The 25,798-nt window shown below is 56.1% G+C and carries 21 protein-coding genes; 10 read left to right on the plus strand and 11 right to left on the minus strand.

The genetic code is table 11. The features are described 5' to 3' along the window. The first annotated feature begins 1 nt into the window (after position 1). Positions 2–640 (plus strand): 5,6-dimethylbenzimidazole synthase, encoded by a 639-nt coding sequence (gene bluB, locus JN414_RS11220; RefSeq protein WP_202207950.1) that lies wholly within the window; start codon positions 2–4, stop codon positions 638–640. Here bluB and JN414_RS11225 read toward each other — a convergent pair. Next, entirely contained in the window at positions 630–1,181 is a 552-nt protein-coding gene (locus JN414_RS11225; protein ID WP_202207951.1) for a histidine phosphatase family protein, read from the minus strand. The two genes, bluB and JN414_RS11225, sit on opposite strands and share 11 nt — an antisense overlap. A 139-nt stretch (positions 1,182–1,320) precedes the next feature. Here JN414_RS11225 and JN414_RS11230 point away from each other — a divergent pair, with 139 nt between their 5' ends. After that, positions 1,321–3,039: a M20/M25/M40 family metallo-hydrolase gene (locus JN414_RS11230; protein ID WP_202208022.1), complete on the plus strand. Its 1,719-nt coding sequence runs from the start codon at positions 1,321–1,323 to the stop codon at positions 3,037–3,039. A 199-nt stretch (positions 3,040–3,238) separates the two neighbouring features. After that, the gene (locus JN414_RS11235) at positions 3,239–4,144 is read left to right on the plus strand and encodes a LysR family transcriptional regulator (protein ID WP_202207952.1); all 906 of its coding nucleotides are present in this window, start codon (positions 3,239–3,241) and stop codon (positions 4,142–4,144) included. Here the strand turns inward: JN414_RS11235 and JN414_RS11240 are convergent. Beyond that, positions 4,131–5,060: a bile acid:sodium symporter family protein gene (locus JN414_RS11240; RefSeq protein ID WP_202207953.1), complete on the minus strand. Its 930-nt coding sequence runs from the start codon at positions 5,058–5,060 to the stop codon at positions 4,131–4,133. The two genes, JN414_RS11235 and JN414_RS11240, sit on opposite strands and share 14 nt — an antisense overlap. A gap of 85 nt (positions 5,061–5,145) precedes the next feature. Further along, the gene (locus tag JN414_RS11245) at positions 5,146–5,598 is read right to left on the minus strand and encodes an Lrp/AsnC ligand binding domain-containing protein (protein WP_202207954.1); all 453 of its coding nucleotides are present in this window, start codon (positions 5,596–5,598) and stop codon (positions 5,146–5,148) included. A gap of 136 nt (positions 5,599–5,734) precedes the next feature. Here JN414_RS11245 and putA point away from each other — a divergent pair, with 136 nt between their 5' ends. Beyond that, entirely contained in the window at positions 5,735–9,301 is a 3,567-nt protein-coding gene (putA, locus tag JN414_RS11250; protein ID WP_202207955.1) for a bifunctional proline dehydrogenase/L-glutamate gamma-semialdehyde dehydrogenase PutA, read from the plus strand. A gap of 199 nt (positions 9,302–9,500) precedes the next feature. Next, on the plus strand, positions 9,501–12,134 hold the full coding sequence (locus JN414_RS11255; RefSeq protein ID WP_202207956.1) for a M1 family metallopeptidase: 2,634 nt from the start codon (positions 9,501–9,503) through the stop codon (positions 12,132–12,134). A 56-nt stretch (positions 12,135–12,190) separates the two neighbouring features. Here JN414_RS11255 and JN414_RS11260 read toward each other — a convergent pair whose 3' ends face one another. The 8 genes from JN414_RS11260 to JN414_RS11295 all read right to left on the minus strand — a co-directional run bounded on the left by JN414_RS11260 (position 12,191) and on the right by JN414_RS11295 (position 19,557). Next, complete coding sequence (locus JN414_RS11260) at positions 12,191–13,408, minus strand: cation:proton antiporter (RefSeq protein ID WP_202207957.1); 1,218 nt, start codon at positions 13,406–13,408, stop codon at positions 12,191–12,193. 111 nt (positions 13,409–13,519) lie between these two features. Beyond that, the gene (locus JN414_RS11265; RefSeq protein ID WP_202207958.1) at positions 13,520–14,455 is read right to left on the minus strand and encodes an ABC transporter permease; all 936 of its coding nucleotides are present in this window, start codon (positions 14,453–14,455) and stop codon (positions 13,520–13,522) included. 2 nt (positions 14,456–14,457) lie between these two features. Further along, the gene (locus tag JN414_RS11270; RefSeq protein WP_046901946.1) at positions 14,458–15,504 is read right to left on the minus strand and encodes an ABC transporter permease; all 1,047 of its coding nucleotides are present in this window, start codon (positions 15,502–15,504) and stop codon (positions 14,458–14,460) included. Beyond that, on the minus strand, positions 15,501–17,087 hold the full coding sequence (locus tag JN414_RS11275; RefSeq protein ID WP_202207959.1) for an ABC transporter ATP-binding protein: 1,587 nt from the start codon (positions 17,085–17,087) through the stop codon (positions 15,501–15,503). The genes JN414_RS11270 and JN414_RS11275 overlap by 4 nt, the downstream gene beginning before the upstream one ends. After that, the gene (locus tag JN414_RS11280; RefSeq protein WP_086634647.1) at positions 17,080–18,183 is read right to left on the minus strand and encodes a BMP family ABC transporter substrate-binding protein; all 1,104 of its coding nucleotides are present in this window, start codon (positions 18,181–18,183) and stop codon (positions 17,080–17,082) included. Before JN414_RS11280 ends, JN414_RS11275 begins: the two co-directional genes overlap by 8 nt. Further along, positions 18,174–18,725 (minus strand): glutathione S-transferase family protein, encoded by a 552-nt coding sequence (locus JN414_RS11285; protein ID WP_202207960.1) that lies wholly within the window; start codon positions 18,723–18,725, stop codon positions 18,174–18,176. Before JN414_RS11285 ends, JN414_RS11280 begins: the two co-directional genes overlap by 10 nt. Further along, positions 18,722–19,333, minus strand: coding sequence for a Rieske (2Fe-2S) protein (locus JN414_RS11290; protein WP_202207961.1), 612 nt, complete (start codon positions 19,331–19,333; stop codon positions 18,722–18,724). Before JN414_RS11290 ends, JN414_RS11285 begins: the two co-directional genes overlap by 4 nt. After that, positions 19,330–19,557: a hypothetical protein gene (locus JN414_RS11295; protein WP_099212816.1), complete on the minus strand. Its 228-nt coding sequence runs from the start codon at positions 19,555–19,557 to the stop codon at positions 19,330–19,332. Before JN414_RS11295 ends, JN414_RS11290 begins: the two co-directional genes overlap by 4 nt. 128 nt (positions 19,558–19,685) lie before the next feature. Here JN414_RS11295 and JN414_RS11300 point away from each other — a divergent pair, with 128 nt between their 5' ends. The 5 genes from JN414_RS11300 (at position 19,686) to JN414_RS11320 (ending at position 25,741) form a co-directional block, all read left to right on the plus strand. Then, positions 19,686–20,525 (plus strand): aromatic ring-hydroxylating dioxygenase subunit alpha, encoded by an 840-nt coding sequence (locus tag JN414_RS11300; protein WP_202207962.1) that lies wholly within the window; start codon positions 19,686–19,688, stop codon positions 20,523–20,525. Continuing rightward, positions 20,522–21,853, plus strand: a complete 1,332-nt coding sequence (locus tag JN414_RS11305; RefSeq protein WP_202207963.1) for an amidohydrolase family protein — start codon at positions 20,522–20,524, stop codon at positions 21,851–21,853. Before JN414_RS11300 ends, JN414_RS11305 begins: the two co-directional genes overlap by 4 nt. Positions 21,854–21,865: 12 nt before the next feature. Then, positions 21,866–22,360, plus strand: coding sequence for a nucleoside deaminase (locus JN414_RS11310; protein ID WP_202207964.1), 495 nt, complete (start codon positions 21,866–21,868; stop codon positions 22,358–22,360). A 152-nt stretch (positions 22,361–22,512) separates the two neighbouring features. Next, positions 22,513–23,874 (plus strand): 8-oxoguanine deaminase, encoded by a 1,362-nt coding sequence (locus tag JN414_RS11315; RefSeq protein ID WP_202207965.1) that lies wholly within the window; start codon positions 22,513–22,515, stop codon positions 23,872–23,874. Positions 23,875–24,106: 232 nt separating this feature from the next. Further along, a complete protein-coding gene (locus tag JN414_RS11320) occupies positions 24,107–25,741 on the plus strand; it encodes a S10 family peptidase (protein WP_202207966.1) in 1,635 nt (544 codons plus the stop codon). The last annotated feature ends 57 nt before the right edge of the window (positions 25,742–25,798 follow it).

Below are 25,798 nucleotides of genomic sequence, written 5' to 3' on the forward strand. Positions count from 1 at the left end.
CATGACGGTACCAGCCTTTTCAGACGATTTCAGAAAAGATCTGGAGCGCCTTTTCACATGGCGTCGGGATGCGCGACATTTCCAACGGAATCCTCTGCCCGTATCAGTGCTCGATGATCTCCTGCATGCATCGACCCTGGCGCCTTCCGTTGGTTTGAGTGAGCCATGGCGCTTCGTGCTCGTTGAAAACCCAGAGCGAAAAGCCGCCGTTCGGAAGAGCTTTGAAACCTGTAACCGGGAAGCCCTTCAGGGATATGAAGGCGAACAAGCAGCATCCTATGCGATGCTCAAACTGGCCGGATTAGATGATGCCCCGCATCATGTCGCGGTCTTCTGCGAAACATTCCCGGATCAAGGGCATGGTCTTGGACGTGCGACCATGCCGGAAACAACGACCTGGTCCGCTGTGATGGCTATCCATACGTTTTGGCTGGCTGCAACGGCGGCAGGTGTTGGGCTGGGCTGGGTCTCCATTCTTGAGCCCGAGCACGTGTCAGACCTCCTCGATGCCGAGCCGGGATGGAACCTTATCGCGTATCTTTGCATCGGATATCCTGCAGCCCATGCCAAAACGCCAGAACTGGAGCGCATGGGCTGGGAAACAAGAAACCCGGACCGACGTGAGTGGATCAAACGCTGACGTAATGGAGCCTGCTGCTGCCCTGCGGCATTGAAGGTGCTAGCAGGTTGGCCCTCTCTCCTTTGGCAAGCCCATCAAGGAGACGAAGCGGGCCGCCGTGCGAAATGACTAACGCAGCCTTTCCGGCCTGAACGAGGTCTACCCAGAAAGACTGCACACGTTCCTGTAGCGCTCGGCCACTTTCACCCTTGGGGGGAGAAAACCCTTCAGGATCTTCGGCCCAGCTATCGAGAGCCACACGCGGCACAACATTCCAGGATAGCCCTTCCCACTGGCCAAAATTTAGTTCCAGTAACCGGTCATCCAAACGCAGCGGCCACCCGGTCTGTGCCTCAAGTCTTCGCGCGACAGACAGACACCGGGCCGATGGTGACGTGTAGATAACGGAACAGCCGGCGCCCCTTGCAAGGGTCAGCAGACCAGCGGCCTGGGCCTCCCACCCCGCTCTGAGTTCCATTTCCTGTCGCCCGTAACAAAGGCCTTCACTTCCCTCAACGGGAGGATGGCGGGACAGGAGAACCGGAATGGTAAGAGTGGTCATTAATCGTAGATGGGGGTGCCACGCGTTTTCCGTCAACCAGCCAGTCCGATGATTTTATGCCATTTCCTGATCAGCAATACGATGTGTAAGGTGTGCCTCATCTCGTCAGACACGCGTTATGACAAAGACTGAGGACATGATGCACAAACCTTCCCTTCGAAACCGGCTGAAATTGGCGACCGCTCTTGCCGCTTTCGCCATAGCTCCGCTCGCGACCGGCATTTCCGGAGCCTATGCAGCGTCTGACGCAGGCGCCTCCGGCCCTATCGACCCGGCTCGGATGTCGGAGACAATGCGGGTTCTGTCATCGGACTCATTTGAGGGACGTGCCCCTGGCACCCCAGGTGAGGCCGTCACGGTCAAGTGGCTGATTGATCAGTATCAGAAGCTTGGACTGGAACCTGGCGGCGAAAATGGTGGATGGACGCAGAATGTCCCCATGATCCGTACCCGCCCTGATCCGAAAGCGATCGCGACGATCAAGACACGGGGGCAGGCTGCTCTGCCGCTTCATCAGCTGACAGATATCGTCATGTCGACGCTCCAGCCGATCGAGCGCCTTCAGCTGTCAAACGTCCCTCTGGTCTTCGTGGGCTATGGTGTGACGGCGCCGGAACGTCGCTGGAATGACTTCAAGCAGGTTGATCTGCACGGCAAGATTGCGGTCTTCCTGGTGAATGATCCTGATTTCGATGCTGGACCGGAAGAGCCTGTTGCTGGCCGCTTTGGTGGCAAGACCATGACGTATTATGGCCGCTGGACCTACAAGTTTGAAGAAGCAGCCCGTCGCGGTGCAGCTGGAGCGCTGATCATTCATGATACTCCGGGCGCTTCCTATCCTTGGAGCACGGTCGTCGCACCTCAGGGTGAAGAGTATGACATTCTTCACGACGATAAGGACCTGAAGTCCGTACCGATGATCGGCTGGATCGAAGGCAATGCAGCCAAAACATTGTTCGCACGGGCCGGGCTGGATCTTAACCGTCTGCGTCGTCAGGCGCGTTCGCCGGATTTCCATCCGGTCAATATTCATGACACGACGCTTTCAGTGGACATGCCGGTCAAGGTCGATCACCTCCAGAGCCAGAACGTCATCGGCAAGATCACGGGTACGGATTATCCCGACGAAACTGTAATGTTCGGCGCGCACTGGGATGCGTTTGGCAAAAGCACCGATGCCGCAGGCAAGACCGTTATTCGGCGCGGAGCGATTGACGACGGCTCTGGTATTGCAGCCGTTCTGGAAATCGCACGGGCTTTCAAAAACGGGCCAAAGCCAAAACGGACTGTCAGTTTTGCTTCTTGGACCGGTGAAGAGCGCGGCCTTCTGGGATCGAGCTGGTATGTCGCACATCCGCTGGCACCGCTGGATAAGACTGCGGCCAACCTGACCATGGATGTGCTTCAGATGGCAGGCCCAGCTCATAATGCCTTCATTATCGGCGCTGGACAGGATACTCTGCAGGACGACTTCGCAGCCGCAGCCCTCAAGCAGGGCCGTACAACCCAGCCGGAAACCATGCCAGAGCGCGGAGCCTTTTACCGTGCGGACCATCTGCCTTTCGCCCGGGCTGGTGTGCCCGTTCTCGCGGTTATGGATATGGCTGGCCCGTTCGATCTTCTTAAGGGTGGAACAGCCGCAGGCAGCAAGTGGCTGACGGCATATATGGCTTGCTATCATCAGGCCTGCGATGCCTGGAGCCCTGACTGGGACGTCCGAGGTGCGGCGCAGGACGTCGATGTTGTCCGCCAGGTCGGATATAATGCGGCCTTCTCGCATGATTGGCCGACGTGGAAAGGTGGCTCCGAGTTCCGGGCTATCCGTGAAAAGAGCAACGACGTTCGTTCAGCTCACTAAACTTCAGGTTCAGGCGGCTCGGAGAAAGAGCTGCCTGAAGTCTGATTTTAAACGATATATTGTAGATTTCTCATTATCCGTTTCGTATTCAGGCCGCCCTTATTCAACCACACAGTAAGCCATTGTTGGCATCCTGCGCGCCTGAGAATTTGCGCGCCTTGAACAGAACACCTGCAACCCGTTCATAGATGAGATCGAGATGGACAATCGCGTTGGCGAAATGCAGGTTTTCCTACGGGTAGTCGAAAGCGGCAGTTTCTCGGAAGCCGCCCGGCTGCTGGTCATGACGCCGTCAACCGTCAGCAAGCTCATTGCCAGAATTGAAGCCCGTCTGGGTGTCCGCCTGATCGAACGCTCGACCCGCCGCCTTTCCGTAACGCAGGAAGGACAGACCTATTATACGCGTGCTGTCAGCCTGATAGCGGATCTCGATGATATTGAACGTAGCCTCACAACGGGAACTATGCATCCCAGAGGGACGGTCCGGGTCAACGCGTCCGTTGCGTTCGGCACCCTTGGACTGGAGCCATTCCTCCCTGCGTTTTGGGATGCCTATCCGGATATTCTGATTGATCTCTCACTTTCTGACGACGTAACAGACCTTTACCTTGACCGGACAGACGTGGCTTTCCGTGTCGGCCGACTGCAGGATTCAGGCCTCACAGTCCGTCACCTGGGGGCGGTGCCACGCAGGATTGTAGCCTCACCCACCTATCTTGAACGCCATGGAACGCCTCAGACCGTTGCGGATTTAGACAGCCATCAATGCCTTGGGTTTAACTTCCAGCGCACAACCCCAGTCTGGCCGTTTCAGGAGAAAGGGCGGCTGATTGACCGGCGCGTGCACGGCCCCCTTCTGGCGAATAATGGTGAAACGGTAAGGCGTATGGCCCTGCAAGGCGTCGGCTTGGCACGGCTTGGGGAGTATCATGTCCGTGAAGACCTAAAGATTGGCCGCTTGGTTGAAGTTCTGAGTGATGCCACGATACAGGACGAAGAAGACATTCATGCCCTCTTCCCTGCAGGACATCAGAGCCCACCGCGAGTGCGTGCCTTTCTTGATTTCATGGTTCCGCGAATACAGGATTATCTCAAGGTGCCTTGATCCGTGACGTGCCCTTACTGAGAGGCCGCGCGGCCCAGTATGCGGCCAGAACGGAGCCGGACACATTGTGCCAGACGGAAAAAACTGCTCCTGGCAGCGCTGCAATGGGTGAGAAGTAAAGACGGCCCAGCGTTGCGGCGAGCGCCGAGTTCTGCATCCCGACTTCAAGCGCAAGCGTTCGGCAGACAGACTCATCGAAGCCCAGAAGCCTGCCGCCCCAGTATCCCCCCAACAAACCAATAGCGTTATGCAGAATAACGCCCAGGATCAGGAGGGGACCTGCTTGAGCCAAGGAGGGACCGGCGCCAGCGACTACGCAACCAATGATCAGCAAAATGGACACCATGGCCACGGGTGGCAAGGCGCTCTCAATCCGCTGGATGGTCCGATGCCACAGCGTGTTGACGATCACACCGGCAAAAACCGGTAACGCAACCATGGTAATGATGCTTCGAAACAGCCCCCAGCTATCAACAGAGACACCCGCAGACACATACAGCCGTGTCAGTAACGGTGTTGCAAAAATTCCTACCAAAGTAGACAGCGCACTAATACTGACGGACAACGCGACGTCCCCCTTGGAGAGAAAAATCATCACATTGGAGGCTGTGCCGCTAGAGACACAGCCCACAAGAACCATGCCTGTCGCCAGACCGGGAGGCATACCGAGCAGATGCGCAATACCCCATGCTGCCAAAGGCATGACGAGATAATGCAATCCTACACCTGCCAGAACAGGATAAGGGCGCCGGGCAATGCGGGAAAAATCCTGCACTGTCAGAGACACACCCATCGTAAACATGATAAACGCGAGCAGCGGTGTGATGACCGGCAACAGTTTCAAGAACGGCGCGGGAAGCACGATGGCTGCCAGCGAGACCAGAATGGCCCAGACCGGGAAAAGGCGCGTCATCATCTGGCGGAGCGTCTCCATTGTTAGAACACGGGTAAGGTAACGTTCCTCATACCGTCATCCTGCCTACTTGGGAAAATGATGGCCGTCAGATCGGCAATTCGGGATCGGCCTTAACCTCTTCCATGACGGTATAGGTGTGCGTCTGCCGAACCCCCGGAAGCCGGGTCAGGGTTTTCCCCAGAAAATTACGATATGCGGTCATATCCTTGACCCGCGCCTTCACCAGATAGTCGAACCCGCCCGCAACCATATAACACTCACTGACCTGAGGAATGGTTTTGAGTGCCTTGGAAAATGCCTCGAAAATATCCGGACTGGTCCGATCCAGCGTGACCTGAATGAAAACAAGCAGCCCAAGATTGACGGTTTCAGGGTCAAGACGGGCCATATAACCGCGGATTACCCCATTTTGCTCCAGCTTTTTGACGCGCTCCAGCGTAGCGGCCGGGCTGAGATGAATCTGCCGTGACAGATCAATGTTCGTGATGCGGCCATCCTTCTGAAGAAACCTCAGAATTCTGCGATCTATGTCATCCACTTCGCACCACCTGCTAAATATAATTTTCCATAAATTCGATAAACCGAATTTAATTCGTCGTCTCCCTTAAAATACCAGAACCTGTTTCGCAAACGTTTCAATATCTGTGAGAGACCATCAGAACAGCGGTATCCTCATGACCTCACCTTTCGCGTCCCTTGCAGCCATCGTTCCGCCGCGGTCTCCGCTACGTCAGGCCATCACCGACCATACCCGTGTAGCGGAAGCCCCCCGGGTGACGGAGCTTTCACGTGAAGCTCGCCTTGAGGGCGATCAGACCGCCCTCGCCCGTCAGACAGCGAGGCGTTTGGTCGAAGCTCTTCGTCAAGGCCGCAGTAGCGGTATCGTTCAGGATCTGGTGCAGGAATACGATCTCTCCTCTCAGGAGGGTGTCGCCCTGATGTGCCTGGCGGAGGCCCTGCTTCGTATCCCTGACCTTCCCACGCGTGACGCTCTCATTCGCGACAAGATTGGGAACGGTCAGTGGCATGAGCATATCAGTCGCAAGTCCTCCCTGTTCGTAAACGCAGCGACCTGGGGACTGGTCGTCTCAGGCAAGGTCCTGTCGACGGAAGAGACGAAAGCGCTGCCGGGAAGCCTCAAACGCCTGATCGGACGGTGCGGTGAGCCTGTGATCCGCAAGGGCGTCGATATGGCAATGCGCATGATGGGTGAGCAGTTCGTAACCGGCCAAACCATCGCGAACGCGCTCGAAAACAGCAAACCCCTCGTCGCAAAAGGCTTCCGTTACTCCTACGACATGCTGGGAGAAGCTGCCACGACCATGGCGGACGCTGATCGGTATTACCGTGATTATGAAACAGCTATTCACGCCATTGGCCAGGCATCAGCAGGCGCTGGCGCCTATCAAGGCCCGGGTATTTCAGTCAAGCTGTCTGCCCTTCATCCGCGCTATAGCCGCCTCCAGAGGGAACGCGTTCTCGCCGAGTTGGGCCCTCGCCTGACAGCACTTGCGCGCCGTGCCTGTCACTATGACATCGGCTTCAACATCGATGCTGAAGAGACAGACCGGCTGGAGCTCTCTCTGGACCTACTGGAAACGCTTTGTTTCGACCCAGCCCTGAAAGACTGGAAGGGCATTGGCTTCGTAGTCCAAGCTTATCAGAAGCGTGCGCCGTTCGTACTCGACTGGGTGATTGATCTGGCACGTCGCACAAATCACCGTCTGATGGTCCGACTGGTTAAGGGTGCCTATTGGGACAGTGAAATCAAACGTGCCCAGGTCGATGGGATGGACGATTTCCCGCTCTTCACGCAGAAGATCCATACCGACATTTCCTACATTGCCTGCGCCAAGAAGCTTCTGGCTGCTCCAGACGCCATTTTCCCACAGTTTGCAACACATAACGCGCAAACACTGGCCAGCATTTACGCCTTGGCTGGCCCGAATTTCACGACTGAGTCCTATGAGTTTCAATGCCTGCACGGCATGGGAGAAACGCTGTACAAAGAAGTTGTTGGTCCGGAAAAGCTGAATCGGCCTGTCCGTGTCTATGCTCCTGTGGGCACGCATGAAACGCTCTTGGCCTATCTCGTACGCCGTCTACTGGAAAATGGCGCGAATTCGTCCTTTGTGAACCGAATTCAGGATCCTGCAATTTCAGTGGAAGAGCTGATTACCGACCCAGTCACGCTCTCCGCCAATGCCCTCCCGAGCACCCTGCACCTACCAAGCGATCTTTTCCAGCCTGAGCGTGAAAACTCGCATGGGCTGGATCTTGCAGACGAAAACACTCTGAAAACACTTGGTGTTGCCCTGAATAAGGAGGCCTCATTTGGTGAAACCGCGGGCGAAGATGTTGTTAATCCCGCCGACAAGTCAGATGTCATTGGGTATATCAAACCCACGGCTGTCGAAAGCGTAGGGGCTGTCATCAGCAAAGCCGTCACAGGTTTTGATGTCTGGAAGAACACACCAGTCTTCGAGCGCGCTATATGTCTGGAGAAGGCCGCTCAGAGCCTCGAAGACGAGATGCCCAGACTGATGGGACTGATTATCCGGGAAGCCGGAAAAACTCTCGCCAACGCCGTGTCTGAAATCCGCGAAGCTGTAGATTTTCTACGCTATTATGCTGCCCAGATCCGCCGCGAATTTACTGCTGACAATGCTGCCCCACTGGGACCCGTCGTCTGCATTAGCCCCTGGAACTTCCCTCTCGCCATTTTTCTGGGGCAGGTTTCTGCTTCCCTGGCAGCCGGGAACAGCGTTCTCGCCAAACCAGCGGAAGAAACACCTCTCATTGCGCAAGAAGCTATCCGCATTCTCCATGATGCCGGAGTGCCAGCAGAAGCCTTACAGCTTGTACCAGGTGGCGGCGAAATCGGAGCGGCGCTTGTCGCCGATCCCCGCATAACCGGCGTTCTGTTCACGGGCTCGACGGAAGTCGCAAGGCTGATCCAAAAGCAGCTTGCCGGACGCCTGAATGCAGATGGCACACCTATTCCTCTGATTGCCGAAACGGGCGGCCAGAATGCACTTGTTGTGGACAGCTCAGCTCTGTCTGAACAGGTCGTCGGGGATGTGCTATCTTCCGCCTTTGACAGTGCCGGACAGCGATGCAGCGCACTCCGGGTACTATGCCTGCAAAACGATAGCGCAGATCGTGTTCTGACGATGCTCAAAGGGGCGATGGCAGAACTGCGTACGGGAAATCCAGCTCTCCCGCAGACAGATGTCGGGCCAGTCATCACAGAAGAGGCTCAGAGCGGAATTCTCAGCCATATTAAAGACATGCGCGCTCGTGGTTTTTCGATCCATCAGTCTGCAATTTCTGAAGAGTGCGCAAACGGGACCTTTGTGCCGCCGACACTGATCGAAATCGACAGTTTGTCAGCTCTGCGCCGCGAGGTGTTTGGGCCGGTTCTGCATGTCGTCAGATATCGCCGCGAAGAGCGCTCGCAGTTGATAGCAGCCATCAATAACACTGGATATGCCTTGACCTTCGGCGTTCACTCACGCATCGACAGTACGATTGACGACCTTAAAGCCACCTCAGATGCGGGAAATATCTACGTCAACCGCAATCTGGTGGGCGCCGTCGTCGGATCTCAGCCGTTTGGGGGGCACGGCCTTTCTGGAACAGGCCCGAAGGCAGGTGGGCCGCTTTACCTGCGTCGCCTTCTGTCCCGACGCCCTGAAGGTGCTCTGGCGCACCATGACCTGCCAGTTGTTCTGAATTTTGCCGGGCAGTGGTTAAGGGCCATAGCACCAGACTTCAGAGCCGTTGTGCCTGCCGGAACGCCTTTGGGAACAACCCTTTCCCTCCCCGGCCCTGTCGGAGAAGACAACGTTTACACTTTGGCAGCACGAGGCACCGTGCTGTGTGCAGGGCCTACACTCGAGAATCTGTGTCAGCAAATCACAGATGCCCTTTCCACTGGGAATGCCTGTGCGATCCCTGCGGAAATCTGGCGCCGTCTACCCCCACCGCCTGCGGCCCTCGGAGACTCTATCCTACCACTATCAACAGACATTCAGGTGGATGTAGCGCTGTGCAATGGCAATGCAACAGACCGTAAGCGGGTCTTGTCAGCACTGGAACGTAAAGACGGACCAGTAGTCTGCCTGCACACACCAGATGCAGACGGACGTTACCCACTGGAATGGCTGGTTCAGGAGCGGGCCTGTAGCACCAACACAACGGCTGCTGGCGGAAATGCAGCTCTTATGGCGACCGTTTAGTATTCACGCCCCAACACGAGACATACTACCATCGTGGTCATACAGGCTGCGGTGGGAGGTCTTGGTTTAAAGAGACAGACGCATCAAACCTGCCTCCCACTTTCATGTCAGGACCGAGTGTGCGACCCTTGCGCCACCATTGAAACAAAGCGTTACGCTGTTTCTTCAATATTCTGACTGATTAAGGATACGCATCGTTATGCGCCGCCTTCTGGCTTTCAGCACCCTTCTTGCCGGTCTTCCCTTTGCCATGGTGGCGCATGCCGAAGGAACGTTTTCCTTCCAGCAGACACCAGGACAACTTCCCAAAACCGTTGTTCCGGCCTCCTATGCCATCGATCTCGAAACAGACCCGGAGCATCTGACTCTCAAGGGCCAGGAAACCATCGACGTCACGGTCCTGACAGATACGCAGGACATTGTTCTCAATCAGGCAGGACTAAAGCTATCTGGTGCCGTTCTGGATGGGACGCAGCATGCGACCATCACACAGGATGACGCTGCAGAAACTGCCACGCTGCATTTCTCACAGCCTGTTCCCAAGGGCCCACACACTCTTTCCATCGATTATACGGGCCCAATCCTCAAAACGCCAAATGGCCTCTACATCAACGATTATACGTCAGCCACCGGTCAGGCACGCCGCATGCTGGTGACGCAGTTCGAAGTTGCTGATGCCCGCCGGATGTTCCCCGGATGGGATGAACCCGCATTCAAGGCCAGCTTCCAGCTGAATGTGACGTTGCCGTTTGATGATGTTGCTGTCAGCAATATGCCCATTATCGGCACCACTCAGCAGGACACGAAGACCAAGCGTGTTTCCTTTGCCCCAACACCTCGCATGTCCAGCTACCTGCTGGCACTAGTTGCCGGTGACATGGGAGCCGTTCATGGAGAGGCTGACGGCACGCCCATGAGTGTGTATGCTCCGGCCGGCCTTGAGGAACAGGGTCGGTATGCTCTTGAATCAGCCCAGCGCATTCTGCCGTATTACAACAGCTATTTCGGGGTGAAATATCCTCTCCCAAAAATGGATATGCTGGCCATTCCAGGGAATTATCAGGCCGGTGCGATGGAGAACTGGGGCGCTCTCACATACATCGACAATGTGCTTCTGTTTGACCCAAAAAACAGCACACCCAAAACACGCGAGCTGATTCACGAAGTCGTTGCGCATGAGATGGCGCATCAGTGGTCTGGCGATCTTGTGACGATGGGCTGGTGGAACAACATCTGGCTCAACGAGGGCTTTGCGTCCTGGATGGAAATCAAGGTCACGGACAAGCTGAACCCACAGTGGGACATCTGGCCACGCCAGCATGAGACCCGCGAAGAAACGATGGGCATTGATGCCCTTTCAACGACCCATCCGATCCAGCAGACCATTCACAACGTCAGTGAAGCAAATTCAGCGTTTGACAGCATCAGCTATGGCAAAGGCGAGCTGGTCATCCGGATGCTGGAAGGCTGGCTGGGTGAGGACAAATTCCGTGATGGCATGCGGGCCTACATGAAAGCTCACGCATTCGGCAATGCTACCAGTCAGGATCTGTGGAATGCCCTTTCGTCCACCTCTGGCGAAGACGTTGCCAAGGTAGCGCGCAGCTTTACGGAGCAGCCAGGTATCCCACAGGTTAATGTCACATCGTTCTGTCAGAATGATCAGGCCACCTACACACTCACCCAGAGCCGCTTCACAATCCATGACCCACAGGCTCAGCCTCTAACATGGAGCGTTCCGGTTGTGGCTGGCGGACCAGGACTTCCGACAAAAACCCTCGTTCTCGGCACTGAACCCGTCACTATCACAGCGCCCCGTTGCGATACGGCCTTCAAACTCAATCTTGGCGAGAGCGGCTATTATCGCGTTTCTTATGACAAGAACGCGCTCGGCGCCCTTGCAACATCTCTCAGCAAATTTGCTCCCGTTGATCGCGCCAACCTGCTTGGGGACCAGTATGCCCTTTTCCGGTCAGGACAGGCCAAACTTGGGTCTTATCTGGATCTGGTCGATACTCTGACCGCAGCGCATGAGAGCGACATTGCGGTTCTGGAAGAGATTATCAGCCGCATTGAAACGATTGATCAGTACGAAATCGGCAATGCCGATCGTGATGACTTCCAGACATATGCTCGCAGCCGTCTGGCACCGGTTCTGGCGCGTTTGGGCTGGGACGAAAAGCCGCACGAGAACGTTCTCGACACGATGCTGCGCCCATCAGTGATCAGCGCACTCGGAACATTCAACGATCCGCAGGTTATTGCGGAAGCCAAGCGTCGCTTTGCGCTCTGGAAGGCAAACCCAGCCTCTCTCCGTCCCGATCTTGTCGGTGCCGTTACGACCATTGCCATGAAGACGGCGGATGGCCAGACATATGACTTCATGGCTGACAAAGTTCGCACCACCCAAGCGACGGAACTCAAACTGCGCTACTTCGCAGCTCTTGCCAGCGCAACCAACCCGGATCTGATCCGCAAGAACGTGGCCCTCGCCTATAGCGGAGCCATTCCGAACGGGCGGATTGCACGGTCACTGGCCGTCATTGCAGCATCGAGCGAAAATCCTGATCTGGTGTGGCAACTGGTGCAGGAGCATGAGGCAGATATTCGCACGCATCTGGCTCCGTGGTCACAGGATGACTTCTTGGCCTCAATCGCCGCACACTCCAATAGCCCACAGGTCCTGGAGGCACTCCAGAATGATCCTTGGTCCACGAAGACAACAGGTGCGAAAATCGCGACAGCAAAAGCGGTCAATACGATCAATGCCCGTCAGGACGCTATTAAAGCCACTCAGGAACAAATCCACGAGTGGCTGGCAACGCATCACTGATTGCTTTAAAGGATTATTATGGGGAGGGGATTAATTCCCCTCTCCTCTTCAAGCCCTTAAGGCGCCGTAGAAGATCGGGGCGCGACCAGCTTGAACATGGGCCCTGTCAGGACCGTGGAAATGACAGCAAGAACCATCAGAGATGCGAAAGCAAACTCTGAAATCATGCCTTGGGCGTGGAAAATCGTTGCAGCAACAATTTCCATGAGCCCCTTGCACTGCAACAGAACACCGACACTCAACGCCTGACGCCTGCTCAGACCTGACGCCGGTGGGTAAATATAGACCGCCAAAATCTTCGTCACGATCGAAATTGCAACCAGTGACAAAGAGGCGATTACGGATGGCCACGTCAGGGCATCACCATCAATATTCAGGCCACTATGACCAAAGAACATCGGGGCGAGCCAGATGAGTGAGAACGTTCCCACCTTCTCAACAGGCAACCGTCGAACCCACGACGGCGGCATGATCGCGCCAGCAAAGTAAGCGCCAATCAGTTCGTGCAGACCGAGTTGCATGCTGGCCCACGAACCGGCAGCAAGATAAATCGGCACCGCAATCCAGATAACAGCGGAAGGCGGATTCCTGAAATGACGGGAAGCCCAGTTTCCGGCAACAGCCAGCCCCACCAGCAGCGCAATCGCGAGGACTTCGAGGCCCGTCCATCCATGGAGGGCAGCCGTCCCACGCTCGGCAACCTGAAGCATTGCCAGACCAATCCAGAGAGCAGCATCGTCGACAACGGCCAGCTTAAGCGCCAACTGTCCTAACGGACGCTGCGAAGGGTCAAGCTCACGCACAACGCCTATAAGAACGGGCAAAGCACTGACAGCGATGCAAAGCCCAATGGACGCCGCAGCGACCCAAGGCTGGGCGTGTGGCGGGTGCCATCCGGGAAGCGGCAGGAAGAATTCGTAAGCCAGTATTGATCCCACCAGAAGTGGACCACCCAACGCGACGGCCGCACCCGTTAGCAGACGCCCTAATGTCGGCGTTGGCAGGGCATGATCGTCTGCCACGCTTCCAGGGGACTGCCACATTTCAAGGCCGGCAGTAAACGCCAGAACCAGAACGGCAACCCAGCCAATATCGCTTCCATAAACCGATGGAATCCCAAGTGATTTTACAGGGATATGCCAGACAGAAATCAATATACCGACAAGTATTGGCAGAACCACAATCGGTATTGTTTTCTTCAGTATCCTCCATGCAACCCATGGAAGAAAAACAAAAACTGCGGCGTCTGCAATAAGTGCCGTAATGTTTGTCATCAGCCTCCCCTCTATGCCTAAATGAAGAGACAGAGTACGCGATTATGGGGAAAAGGTGCAAACCAAAGTGTTTGGGACGCCTTCTCGCGCCCCACTCCACACCCGGTTCGGTTATCTTCCACTTCGATAATAGGGCGTCCCGAGTGCGGCTGGAGCGGCCATGGCAGAGCGCAGTTTTGCGAAGGCCAGCATCGGCACAATAATGCAGGCAACCGTCCCGAGATATGGGAGCGTATTCAGGATCGCGGGTGCAACCGGCCAGCCCCTGGCCTGCCCCATGAACCCTACTGCCGTTACAAGCCCGAACAGTAGCCCGGACAAGACGGCAACAATTGGGCGGTATCCCGCAAAGATTACCAGCGCCACGGCAATCCAGCCACGTCCGGCGATCATCCCGTCTGACCAGACAGGCACGACGGCGAGCGTCAGATCAGCGCCAGCCACGCCTGCCAGAACACCACCAACAATCACCGCCAGAGCTCTGTACTTCATGACGGGCACCCCGACTGCGTCTGCCGCCGCCGGATTTTCGCCCACGGCCCTCAGATCCAGGCCCGAACGCGTCCGAAACAGCCAGAAATGCGCCATTAAGGGAAAGACGAGATAGATCAGGTAAACGAGAATATTCTGGCTAAAAAAGGCAGGCCCGATAACAGGAATGGCAGACAGAACCGGGATGGAGACTGGTTCGAAAACAGCAGAGACCGGAACACCGGCAACGGACCGCCCGATTACAGAACTAAGACCCAGCCCCAGGAAGGTGATCGCCACACCACACAAAACCTGATTGGCACGAAGTACAACGCTGGAGAGCGCAAGCACACTTGCTCCCAGCCCACCAACCAGTCCTGCTGCCAGCAGGCCAAGCCATGGATGAGGCGTCGCGTTCACAGTCATGACTGCAACGACGGCCCCGAGAGACATCAGACCCTCCACCCCGAGATTCAGAACACCTGCACGCTCGGCAATCACCTCGCCGAGGGCACCAAGCGCCAGAACACCGCCTGACAGAACGGCATGACCGAGAAGGTCGCTGAGAAGTGCCATGATCAGTTCCTGTTCACACGGACATAGGCTGCCATTTCGTCTCCGGCCGCAATGGCAAGGACCAGCAGACCGGTAATGGCAAGAACGGCGGAAGAACTGATCTGGGTTGTCTGGAGAACAATCCCCGTATCCAGAATCAGTGCCATCAGAAGCGCTGCTGGAATAAGGGCAAAGCACGACCCACGAGCCAGAAGCGCCACGACAATGCCCAGATATCCATAATTATTGGCAAGGCCACCCTGAAGCCGGTGAACAGTTCCCGCGACTTCAAACACACCAGCCAACCCCGCCAAAGCGCCTGACAACAACAGCACAGCCAGAATACGGGGAGCGACCTTAATCCCAGCATAATGCGCAGCCTGAGGATTGGAGCCACACACAGCCGTTTCATAACCAAACCGGCTTTTCGCGAGCCCTACTCCCAAGCCAACAACAATACCCAATGCGAGCAAGAACCCCAGATGAACCGCCCCCCAGAGCTCCGGAAGTGCCACATGCAGGCGTTCAGTTGAGGCCAGAGCACCAGTCACGCGATCAGCCCACGGTCCGGTTGCCAGATAATAGACAAGCAGGGAGGCCACGAAGTTCAGAAGAAGAGAGGTAACAATTTCACTGACGCCAAGCCAGGCCCGGGCCGCAGCGGGAATAAAAATCCATGCCGCTCCCGCCAAAGCGCCTGCTACAACCATCGCCGGAAGAGCGACAATCGCGGGCCAATGCGTGAATAGACCAACAGCCGTCGCTGCCGTCGCACCTGCATAAAGCTGCCCTTCCGCCCCGATATTCCAGAGATTGACACGGATCCCGACCCAAACTGCCGCCCCTGTAAGCATCAGAGGCGTCATGAAGAGTGCGAGGTCCTCAATGCCAAAGCGCGACCCGACGGTCGATCGAACGACGAGCCCGGCGAGTTCGATCGGAGATCGTCCCATCGCGGCGAGCGTAATCGCTACAATGCCCAGAGCCGCAAGGATGGAGAGCCCGCGGCCAACGGCAATACGATGAGACGGAACAACCGTAAGACGCGTGCGAGGGGATACGGCGCTCATGCGGCCTCCGACAGATTACGGCCACTCATGAGCGCGCCTATGCTTTCCCGATCTGCATCTGCACGATCCATGACCCCCATGAGGCGCCCTGCATACAGAACAGCAATACGATCACTCAGGGCAAAGATTTCATCCAGATCTTCTGACATCAGAACCACGGCAACACCTGCGTCACGCGCACGGGCGAGCATATCCCGCATGGCAGATATAGCTCCAATGTCCAGACCCCGGCTGGGATAACTGGCCACCAGAACATGACTGGCAATCCGGATCTCGCGTTCCAGAACCAGCCTCTGCTGATTGCCGCCAGACAACCCGCGAATTTGCACCTGTGTGCCCGGAAGCTTCACACCTGCCCTGTCTGCGAGCATCTGGGCAAACTTGCGGGCCTGCGCCATGGAGAAGCTGAACCGGCCACCAATCGGCGCACGGTCATACTCCCGAAGTGCCATGTTCTCCGCAACGCTCAGCCCCGGCATCAGGGCACGTTTCAGTCGGTCTTCCGGTACGTGCCCCACACCCGCATGCGCAAACATTGCCGGGTCTGCACGATTGGCAGCCTTGCCATTCAAATAGACCGTTCCGCTCTCAGCCGCCTTCAATCCGGTAAGGACTTCTGCCAGCTCAGGCTGGCCGTTACCCGTCACCCCTGCAATCCCCAGGACTTCTCCCGGACGAAGAGAAAGACTGACATCATCCAGACGGACCACGCCTGCGGCATCCCGCACTGTCACCTGTTTCAGAGACAGAGGTTCAGCCCCACTGCCTCCCGGAGCAGGAGACTGCCGTGGATAAGAGGTTGCAAGCGTAACAGGGCGCCCGATCATCTCTGTTACGAGACTGTCAGGCGTTACATCGGACGTTTGATGCGTGCCCACCAGTCGCCCTTGCCGCAGAACGGAAACCCGGTCTGCAAGCGCCATAATCTCATCAAGCTTGTGGCTGATGATCACGACTGCCCCTCCCTCGGAGCGAAACCGACGAAGAGCGGAAAACAGTTCGCCGACTTCGACGGGGCTGAGAACAGCCGTTGGCTCATCAAGGATAAGAAGCCGCGCGCCCCGAGACAGAACACGAAGGATTTCAACGCGCTGCTGCTCGCCCGCAGACAAAGAAGACACAACGGCCGACGGTGTAATGGGGAGGCCAAACTTCTTGGAAAGTGCGGCGGCACGCTCTTCAATGTCTTTTCCCGCGAGGCGCCGAGGTGTTTCAGACCAGCCCAGGTGGAGGTTTTCAGCGACTGTAAAACGGGGAACCAGACGGAAATGCTGGTGCACCATGCCAATCCCGGCCGCGATGGCTGCGTCGGGGGCCGGAAACGTAGTCCCATATCCATCAATGATGATCTCCCCGGCATCGGGCTGATACAGGCCCGTTACCACATTCATCAATGTGGACTTCCCTGCACCATTCTCCCCTAACAGGGCGTGAATTTCACCGGGGAACACATTCAGGGAAACATTTTCGTTCGCAATGACGCCTGGAAAGTATTTCGCAATATTCACCAGCTCCAGAATGGGCGGTGTTCCTGCTGCAAGATGAGCGGGAGGCGCGTTGGACGCATGAGTGACATCAGCCAAGACCAGACACTCCCTGAACCTGCCACGACCAGTTATACATCTCCATGTCAGTCATGACATGGCCTGCTGGAACCCGCAGCGTTCCCTCAGAGTCATAAATTGGCCCCTGAAAAGGCGACCATCCAGCCAGCATCCGGTCCCGCGCAGCGTCGGCTTCTTTCTGTACAGCCTCAGGAACGTTCTGCCCCCAGCGATCCCGATCGACGCCTTTGGCCAATGTGAGAAAACGTCCCTCCGGCGCCCACTCTCCCCGGATCCGCGCACCAACCTGCTGAATATAATAGTCAGCAAAGTCCAGCACGACAGAGCTGACATATGCATTGGGCCCGAACTCACGCATGTCCGTATTCCACATCGCGGCCCAGACGCCGCGTTTCTCCGCGACACGCAGATAGCCCGGATCATCCATAATCCCGCACAGGAAGTCACAGCCACTGTCTACCAGAGCAGCCCCCGCTTCCGTTGCAGCCTGCGGATCAAACCACGAATTGATGGAGATAACACGCATTGTCGCCTGCGGATTGACCGAGCGCGCCCCCAAAAGCACGGCATTCGCACTGGCATAGACAGAAGGAACCGGGAAAGAGGCCACGTAGCCAAGCTTACCAGTTTTGCTCAGACGGGCTGCGGCGATACCAATGACATAACTGGCGTACCAGTGCGTGATGTAATACCAGCCAAGGTTATTGCTGACAGCATGGCCATCACACTCCATGAACGCAACGTCCGGAGCACGATCGGCGACGTCGCGAATGAAGTCTCCGTAATTGGATGTGGAAATCACCATCTGCGCTCCTTCCGCCACGAACTGGCGGAAGATGCGGGTTGCATCTGCGGAGTAAGGCACGCTCTCGACAAAGAGGGTTTTGACAGCTGGATAGGCACGTTTGACGGCTTGAACTGCCAGATCGTGAGCGTGGCTCCATCCGCCATCGGTGATGGGGCTGGTGTGCCCAAAGCCAATCAGAAGATCCTCTTCCCGAATGGGCGCAAAACGACGTGACGCTGCCTTCAGAGCCGACGGCATCACAAGCGAGCTGCCCAAAGCAGCCAGTACGGAACGCCGCGGGAGCATCAGAGGATTTTTCAGTGACATTCCGGCACTCCTGGCATCGTTATGAACCCAGGCAGCGCCTTGAAGTGCCTCATGAAGTTTCGAGCTACCGGATAAAGATCCAAAGGAACTTCAAGGTCCTGGCTCAGGGCAACAACTGGAAACAGCATGATGTCGGCAACTCCTGGATGATCCCCTGACACCCAGCATCTACCGTCCAAGCGGTTCTCTGCAAGCCGATCTTCAATCTCGCCCATCAATGGCATCGCGAGCTGGGCGGGATTTTCAACAGGAAGAGACGCCAGCATGACCGTCCTGCGCATGATGGAAAAGCTGTCCAAGGCGTTCGCTGCCCACGTCATTTCGTCCGTTCCGGAATTCCATTCCTGCAGGACGTCTGGAAGCGTTACGAGCCGTTTCAGGATCTCTAACGGCCCATGAAGAACATCGTCAACGAGTTCAAGGGCCGGGCCACTTTCCAAGGCGCTATCATCCGTGACCGTAGGCAGCTTCACTCCCATCAGGGACGCTCCCAGCCGAACGGCATAGCATCTGTCATCAAGTGCCCAGTCTCGTAACCTCATGCTGAAACGGTCTCCTTGATGGCTTCCAGACGATCCCGTAACTGCACAGCTTGTCGCGCAGCCTCCCGCTGCCCGGCGACAGTCCATGACGCGACATGCAACATGGTCAGGCCAACTGCTGGTTCATGCACAGCGAAAAGCCAGTTATCCTGCTGCTTCCAGTTCGAAGCCTCCATATTGAGAGACGTCCGCGCAGTTTGCAAAGGCACCTGAACCAGCAAGCTCCGGACACCTGACGCCTCGCCCTCCGGCAGGTGCGAAAGTGATGGCTTCTCATCGAGGCTCACCCAAATCACTCCGCATCTCTCCTGCACCTGATAAGCTGTCGCGCGAATGGTGCCCGGCACACGGAGTTCAGGATGAGCTGGAATGTGGCGACACGTTGAATCTGCTCCAAACTGCCAGCCGTGGTAGAGGCAAGCCAGATTTCCGTTCCGCACGAAACCGAAACTCAGCCGCATTCCTCGATGTGGGCAACGATCTTCCCAGGCATGGATCTCACCATCTGTGCCACGCCAAAGAGCAATTTCTTTGCCAGACAAGCGTACCGGAGCGGCTGTTCCAGCGGGTACATCCATACTGAGAGCGACTGGAAACCACCCTGTCATCCGAGGCTCTCCGTGCCTGTCACAATACAGCCCGCTGGCCCGAGGAGACACGCCATCTCAAACATTCCGAGAAGTGCTTCTTCACCTACCAGCCGAACTGAAAAACAATGATCTGAAACAGACATGTCTGTAATCTCCACGGCCAGAAGGCGCGCCCGGGCAATAGCAAAATCCCGGAACAGCTCGGGATCAAAGCGCCCTTCGAAACGAATCTCCCGAACCACTGGATCATGCCTTTCTTATCTCATTTCACAATAAGAATTTTCCGGTTTATCAATATTCTGTATTCCATCAATGCCGGGGAGCATGATTAACTCTTCCCATCCGTCACCAGCAGCAGGTTGCCCGTGCCATGACTAGCCCCGATCCAGAGACGTTATCACACTGGTATCCTGTGGCTATGGTCAGGGATCTGACACATGCGACTTTCCAGACCATACTGCTCGACCGGCTGATTGAGATCTCCCGCGATGAAAACAATGCGTTTCAGGCGCTCTGCGGCAATCGCCCCCTCCCCGTACAGGAACGCTACGGTTATCTCTGGACGTCTCTTGGAGAGCCCGTCCGGGATATCCCAGCGATTCCCGAGGCCGCTGAGGCAGACCGCCGACTGGTATGTTGCGGGTCTATTGCCGTACATTCGTCAGGCCTAAGGGTCGTCGAAAACTTCCTCGATATGGCCCACTTCCCCTTTGTTCATACCAATATTCTTGGGGCAGAGCCTGAAACCGAAGTTCGGCGATATCAGATCGAAACGCGTGAAGACGGTGCAGAAATCTGGGCAACCGACTGTACATTCTTCCAGCCTCAAGCGGCACTCTCCGCGTCCGGCGGGATTTTAACTGACTATACCTATCGAGTTGCTGCCCCGTTCTCGACGCTTCTTTATAAAACCTGCCCGGCCTCTCCCGAAAGACAGGACGTTATCGCTCTGTTCGTCCAACCGATGACCGCAACCCGTTCGCGCGCCCACCCAGTGATGTTCCTGATCGACGACAGTTCTTCACTGGGCGGATTGGTTGAATTCCAGCAATTCATTTTTCTTCAGGACAGGATCATTCTTGAAAACCAGCGCCCTCGCCTGATGCCGCTGGACGGAAAATATGAAATTCCGACCATGGCAGATCGTTCGTCCGTGGCGTACCGGCGCTGGCTTAAAGGAAAAGGCGTGACATATGGTGCTCTGTCGTGAGTGCATTTGTCGTCACCGGCCGGGCGCTGGCGTCCCGAACGCCGCAGCAGGCCGTTCTGGAAAATGTAGCTCTGCTGGTTGGCGACGACGGGATTATTCAGCGTCGTGCAACCTGCGGGACACAGGCCTATCAAGACCTGCAAAGCAGTGAAACTGTGATTGAACTGCCAGACAACACTCTCCTCGTTCCCGGCCTGACAGATCTACACATTCATGCGCCTCAATGGCCTCAAGCTGGCACGGCTCTGGACCGTCCACTGGAAGAGTGGCTTGGCACATATACCTTTCCTCTAGAGGCCCGCTACTCGGACACCACCTTCGCAGCCGCGGTTTATGAGGACCTGGTTCAAACCCTTCTGCGAAATGGCACCACCACTGCGCTCTATTTTGCCACGATCCACGAAGAAGCCAGTCTTGTTCTTGCCCGCACCTGCCTCAAATACGGGCAACGCGGGTTCGTTGGGCTGGTGGCAATGGATCATCCAGATCTGTGTCCACCAGACTACCGTCAGGCCAGCGCTCAGGATGCTCTCGATGCAACCCGACGCTTCATTCACGCCGTCCGGACCTTGCCAGGCAACGAGGCCGGTCTGGTCCAGCCTGTTATTACGCCTCGCTTCATTCCTGCCTGCTCCGACGCACTGTTGAATGGTCTTGGCGCGCTAGCTGCAGAAATGAATGTCAAAGTGCAGACCCATGCGTCAGAAAGCGACTGGGAGCATCATCATGTTCTGGAAAGAACAGGCCAGACAGACACGTCTGCACTGGATGCTTTTGGTCTCCTGCGAGACCATACCATTCTGGCGCACGCAGGATTTCTGAACCAGAATGACCGGACGTTGGTCAAAGAGCGCAACGCCGGACTTGCTCACTGCCCGATTTCCAACGCCTTTTTTGCAGGAGCGGCCCTTCCCGTTCGCGACGTTCTCGATGAGCACGTTCACTGTGGGCTGGGAACAGACCTTTCAGGCGGGTATTCTCCGTCCATCTTTGAAAATGCGCGACAGGCCGTTCTCGCGTCCCGGATGCTGGAAAGCGGGACAAACCCAGAAATTCCTCCGGCAAAACGCGGCCTGCCTAACCACAGGATAGATTTTCAGGAAGCGTTCTGGCTTGCAACACGAGGCGGCGCGGAGGCTCTCGGGGTGCCAAGTGGACAACTCCTGCCCGGACAGGCGTTCGATGCGCTGGAGCTTCGCTGCACGTCAGGCAGTCTGCGATTATCGTCGCAAGACAGTGCGGCCAGCTGCGCTCAAAAAATTGTCTGTCATGCTTCGCCTGAGACGATTGATCGTGTCTGGATCAATGGCCGTCTGGTCAAGAAATAAGGAACTGATTGCATGATTACAGAAACAGACGACCTGCGTTTCCTCCGTATAGCGTTCGATGTTGCCAGGAAAGCACGTGACGGCGGGGATCACCCTTTCGGGTCTATTCTCGTGGACGAGACAGGCACTGTTCTGATGGAGCAGGGTAATGGCTACAGCGCAGAAGGATGCGACATGACAGCCCATGCCGAGCGTCTCCTCGCCAGCCGGGCCAGCAAAGCTTATGGGGCAGAACGCCTGCGCCAGTGCACGCTCTACAGCTCTGCAGAACCCTGCGCGATGTGCTCAGGTGCGATCTACTGGTCCGGGATCGGACGCGTGGTTTACGGCCAGTCCGAAAAGGACCTGAAAGACATGACCGGCAATCACGCGGAAAATCCCACACTGGATCTCCCTTGCAGGACCGTCTTTGCTGCTGGTCAACAGCCAGTGGACGTTGTGGGTCCCCTCCTGGAACAGGAAGCAGCCGCATTGCAGGCAGAATTCTGGGCGGCACATGGCTCGTGACAGCAGGACGAACCTGATGCTACGATAAGCCTTCTTCGCCCGCTCAAAGCAAGTTTGATGACGATCCGGACTTCGCATCTCCGGAACAGGGCCTTCTGCGAAAGCCATGAGTAATCATGGCTTGCTGATGGTTATTGGGAAAAGATGCCGCAATGACGGTCAACCTCCTCATCACAAATGCTTCTCTGTACATTGATCGGAATTGGGAAATCCCAAATGGATGGATCGCCATTAAAGACGGGCGCGTTCATTCCACAGGCCACTCCGGAGAAGCTGCTCCACAAGCAGAAAAAATCATATCGGCCAATGGAAAGCTGGTAACTCCGGGCCTGATCAATGCCCACCATCACATGTATCAGAATCTCACACGCTCCTATGCTCCCGTAACCAATGGGACGTTGTTCGAGTGGCTTCAGGGACTGTATCCGCTCTGGGCCGGACTGGACGAAGAGTCTGTTTATCTCTCAACAGCGGTTGCCATGATTGAGCTCCTGATGGGGGGCTGCACGACATCTATGGATCACATGTATGTCCATCCCAAGCCCTTTCTGATCGACGCCCAGTTTCGTGCGGCCAAGGATATAGGCTTTCGTTTCCATGCCACTCGCGGCTCAATGACGCGATCCGTGGAGGATGGAGGACTTCCACCCGCATCTGTTGTGCAAGACGAAGAGACCATTCTGGCAGACAGTGAAAGGCTGGTAAAAACCTATCATGATGCCTCTCCAGGCGCGATGGGTCGGGTCGCTCTGGCGCCCTGCTCTCTTTTCAGTGTCTCCGAACGGATCATGACAGAATCTGCCGCGATGGCAGACAGATATGACCTCCGGTTACACACCCATCTGGCAGAAGATCACGATGAGGACCGCTATTGTGCGGAAGTCTATGGCTGCACACCAACAGAATATTTCGAACGTGTAGGTTGGGCCAGCCCGCGCTCCTGGGTGGCACACTATATTTACCCCTCCTCTGACGAAATCGATCGTCTGGCGCATGCTGGCGTCTGCACAGCGCAATGTCCCTGCTCCAACATGATGATTGGAGGCGGCTCTGCGGATGCCATGGATATGCGGCGTCGTGGGATGCGTGTCGGGCTCGGTTGTGACGGTTCAGCTTCGACAGACCATGCATCGCTCTGGCTAGAGACCCGCATGGCGCTCCTTCTGGGCCGCTTCCGCAATGGCCCACACTCCATGACGGCCCGAGACGCTCTGGATATGGCCACACGCGGTGGAGCTGCCTGCCTAGGCTGGGACGATGAGATCGGACATCTACGTCCCGGGGCATGTGCGGATCTGGTTATCTGGCAGATGTCGGACATTTCCCTTGCAGGGGCTCTGACCGACCCCGTAGAGGCATGGCTTCGCTGCGCCCCGGCGACTGCCGGAACCACCATCGTCAACGGCAAAATTCTGGTTGAGAACGGGCAACCTGTGCTGAAAAACCTGGGGGATATCCTTGGGGCTCATCGCAAGGAAGCCATGCGCATCCAGCGTTTGACGCCCGAGGCCTGAAACAGAGCTGAACGATGATCTGGACATCCGTCTGGATCATCATTCAGCTAACGGAAAACGATCGTTCTGAAGATTGCGAAAATATTATTTTTAACGAAAAGAGTGCGGTATGCCCCTGTTTCGTCAGACAGAACGTGACAGTTCAGAGGTGCCGAATTTTCCTCACCAGATCCTGAACTTGTAACGGTTCCGTATTCCTTACAAAATCATTTCAATCTGTAAGGAGTTACCCATGCGTTCAGGCATCCTGACCCGTTCTTTTCTTGCTGTTAGCCTGCTGGCAGCCACCTGTCTCACAGCTCACGCGGAGGCCCCGGTCTCAGACAACGTCAAACAGGCTGAAACGGCATCACAGTTTCTGACAACCCCCCAGAAGGTTGTATCAGATGGAGCTGTAACCATTCGTGGTCAGCACATTCCTTATCAGGCCGTCACCGGCACGCTGATTGTCCATGCCCAAGGGTGGGATGATTCCGATACCGGCCCCAGCGATCCAAAAGCTGAAAAGAAAAGCCCGGACGCCGTCGCGTCCATTTTTTATGTGGCCTATTTCAAGAAGGGCGCGCATCCAGAGAACCGCCCGATTACGTTTGTTTATAATGGTGGTCCCGGTTCTTCGAGTGTCTGGATGCATATGGGCGCTTTTGGCCCACATCGTATCGTCACCGCAGATGACAGCCACACCGCAGCGGCCCCGTACAAACTGATTGATAATAATGACAGTCCGCTGGATGCCACGGATCTTGTCTTCATTGATGCGCCAGGTACTGGCTTTGGGCGCCTTGTCGGCAAAGACAAGGAAAAAGCGTTCTACGGTACAGACCCGGACGCCGCAGCCTTCACGGACTTTATTGCTCAATTTCTGACCCGTTTCGGGCGATATAACTCTCCCAAATACCTGTTCGGAGAAAGCTACGGCACGACGCGCTCAGCAATCGTCGCCAACCAGCTTGCCTCTGAAAAAGGCATCGATCTGAATGGCGTTATGCTGTTGTCGCAGATTCTGGATTACGACAATTCGATCGACAACGTGAAATCAAACCCCAGTGTTGATCAGCCCTATGTTCTTGCCCTGCCTAGCTTCGCTGCCACGGCCTGGTATCACCACAAATTGCCAGCACAACCCAAAGACCTGAAAAGCTTCCTGAGCGAAGTCGAAAATTTTGCGCTGACGGACTATACCAGCGCCCTTCAGGACGGCACCGCCATCTCAGACGAAAAGCTGGAACAAACGGCCCAGAAGCTGCACCAATATACGGGGCTTCCCGTCGACTACCTGAAGAAAGCTGACCTTCGCGTCAGTGGTGGCGAATTTGCCAAAACCCTGCTTGGCGATGACGGAATGGATACAGGCCGTCTGGACAGTCGCTTCTCCGGGCCAGCCATTGATCCATTGGCGCAGACCCCTGACTATGACCCCCAGTTTGCCGCGATGCAGTCAGCCTATGTGTCCGCCTTCAACGATTATGCGCGCAATACACTGCATTACGGCACAAACCCGGCTTTCAATGACGGCTATGAGGAATACAAGGTCAGCGCCCATTCAATTGGCAAATGGGCCTTTGTGCATAAGCAGCCAGGCGCCGGTCGGCCAGCCAAGGGCGCGCCAAATGTCCTGCCGGACCTTGCAAGTGCCATGAAGCAGAACCCGAGCCTGAAGATTATGCTCAATCAGGGATACTACGATCTGGGGACGCCCTTCTTCGAAGGGATCTACGAGATGCAGCATCTCCCGATCCCTCACAAGCTGGCCTCAAACATCGAAATTCATCAGTATGAGTCCGGTCACATGGTCTATGCCCATGCACCGGCTCTGACTGAACTGCACGATAATGTTGTCAACTTCATCAACAAGACGCATGGCTAACACCATTCCGTCTTGACGATTAACCCATACTGCATGGCGGACCTGTCAACTTTTGAG

The organism is Gluconobacter sp. Gdi (assembly GCF_014132155.1).
Taxonomy (GTDB): domain Bacteria; phylum Pseudomonadota; class Alphaproteobacteria; order Acetobacterales; family Acetobacteraceae; genus Gluconobacter.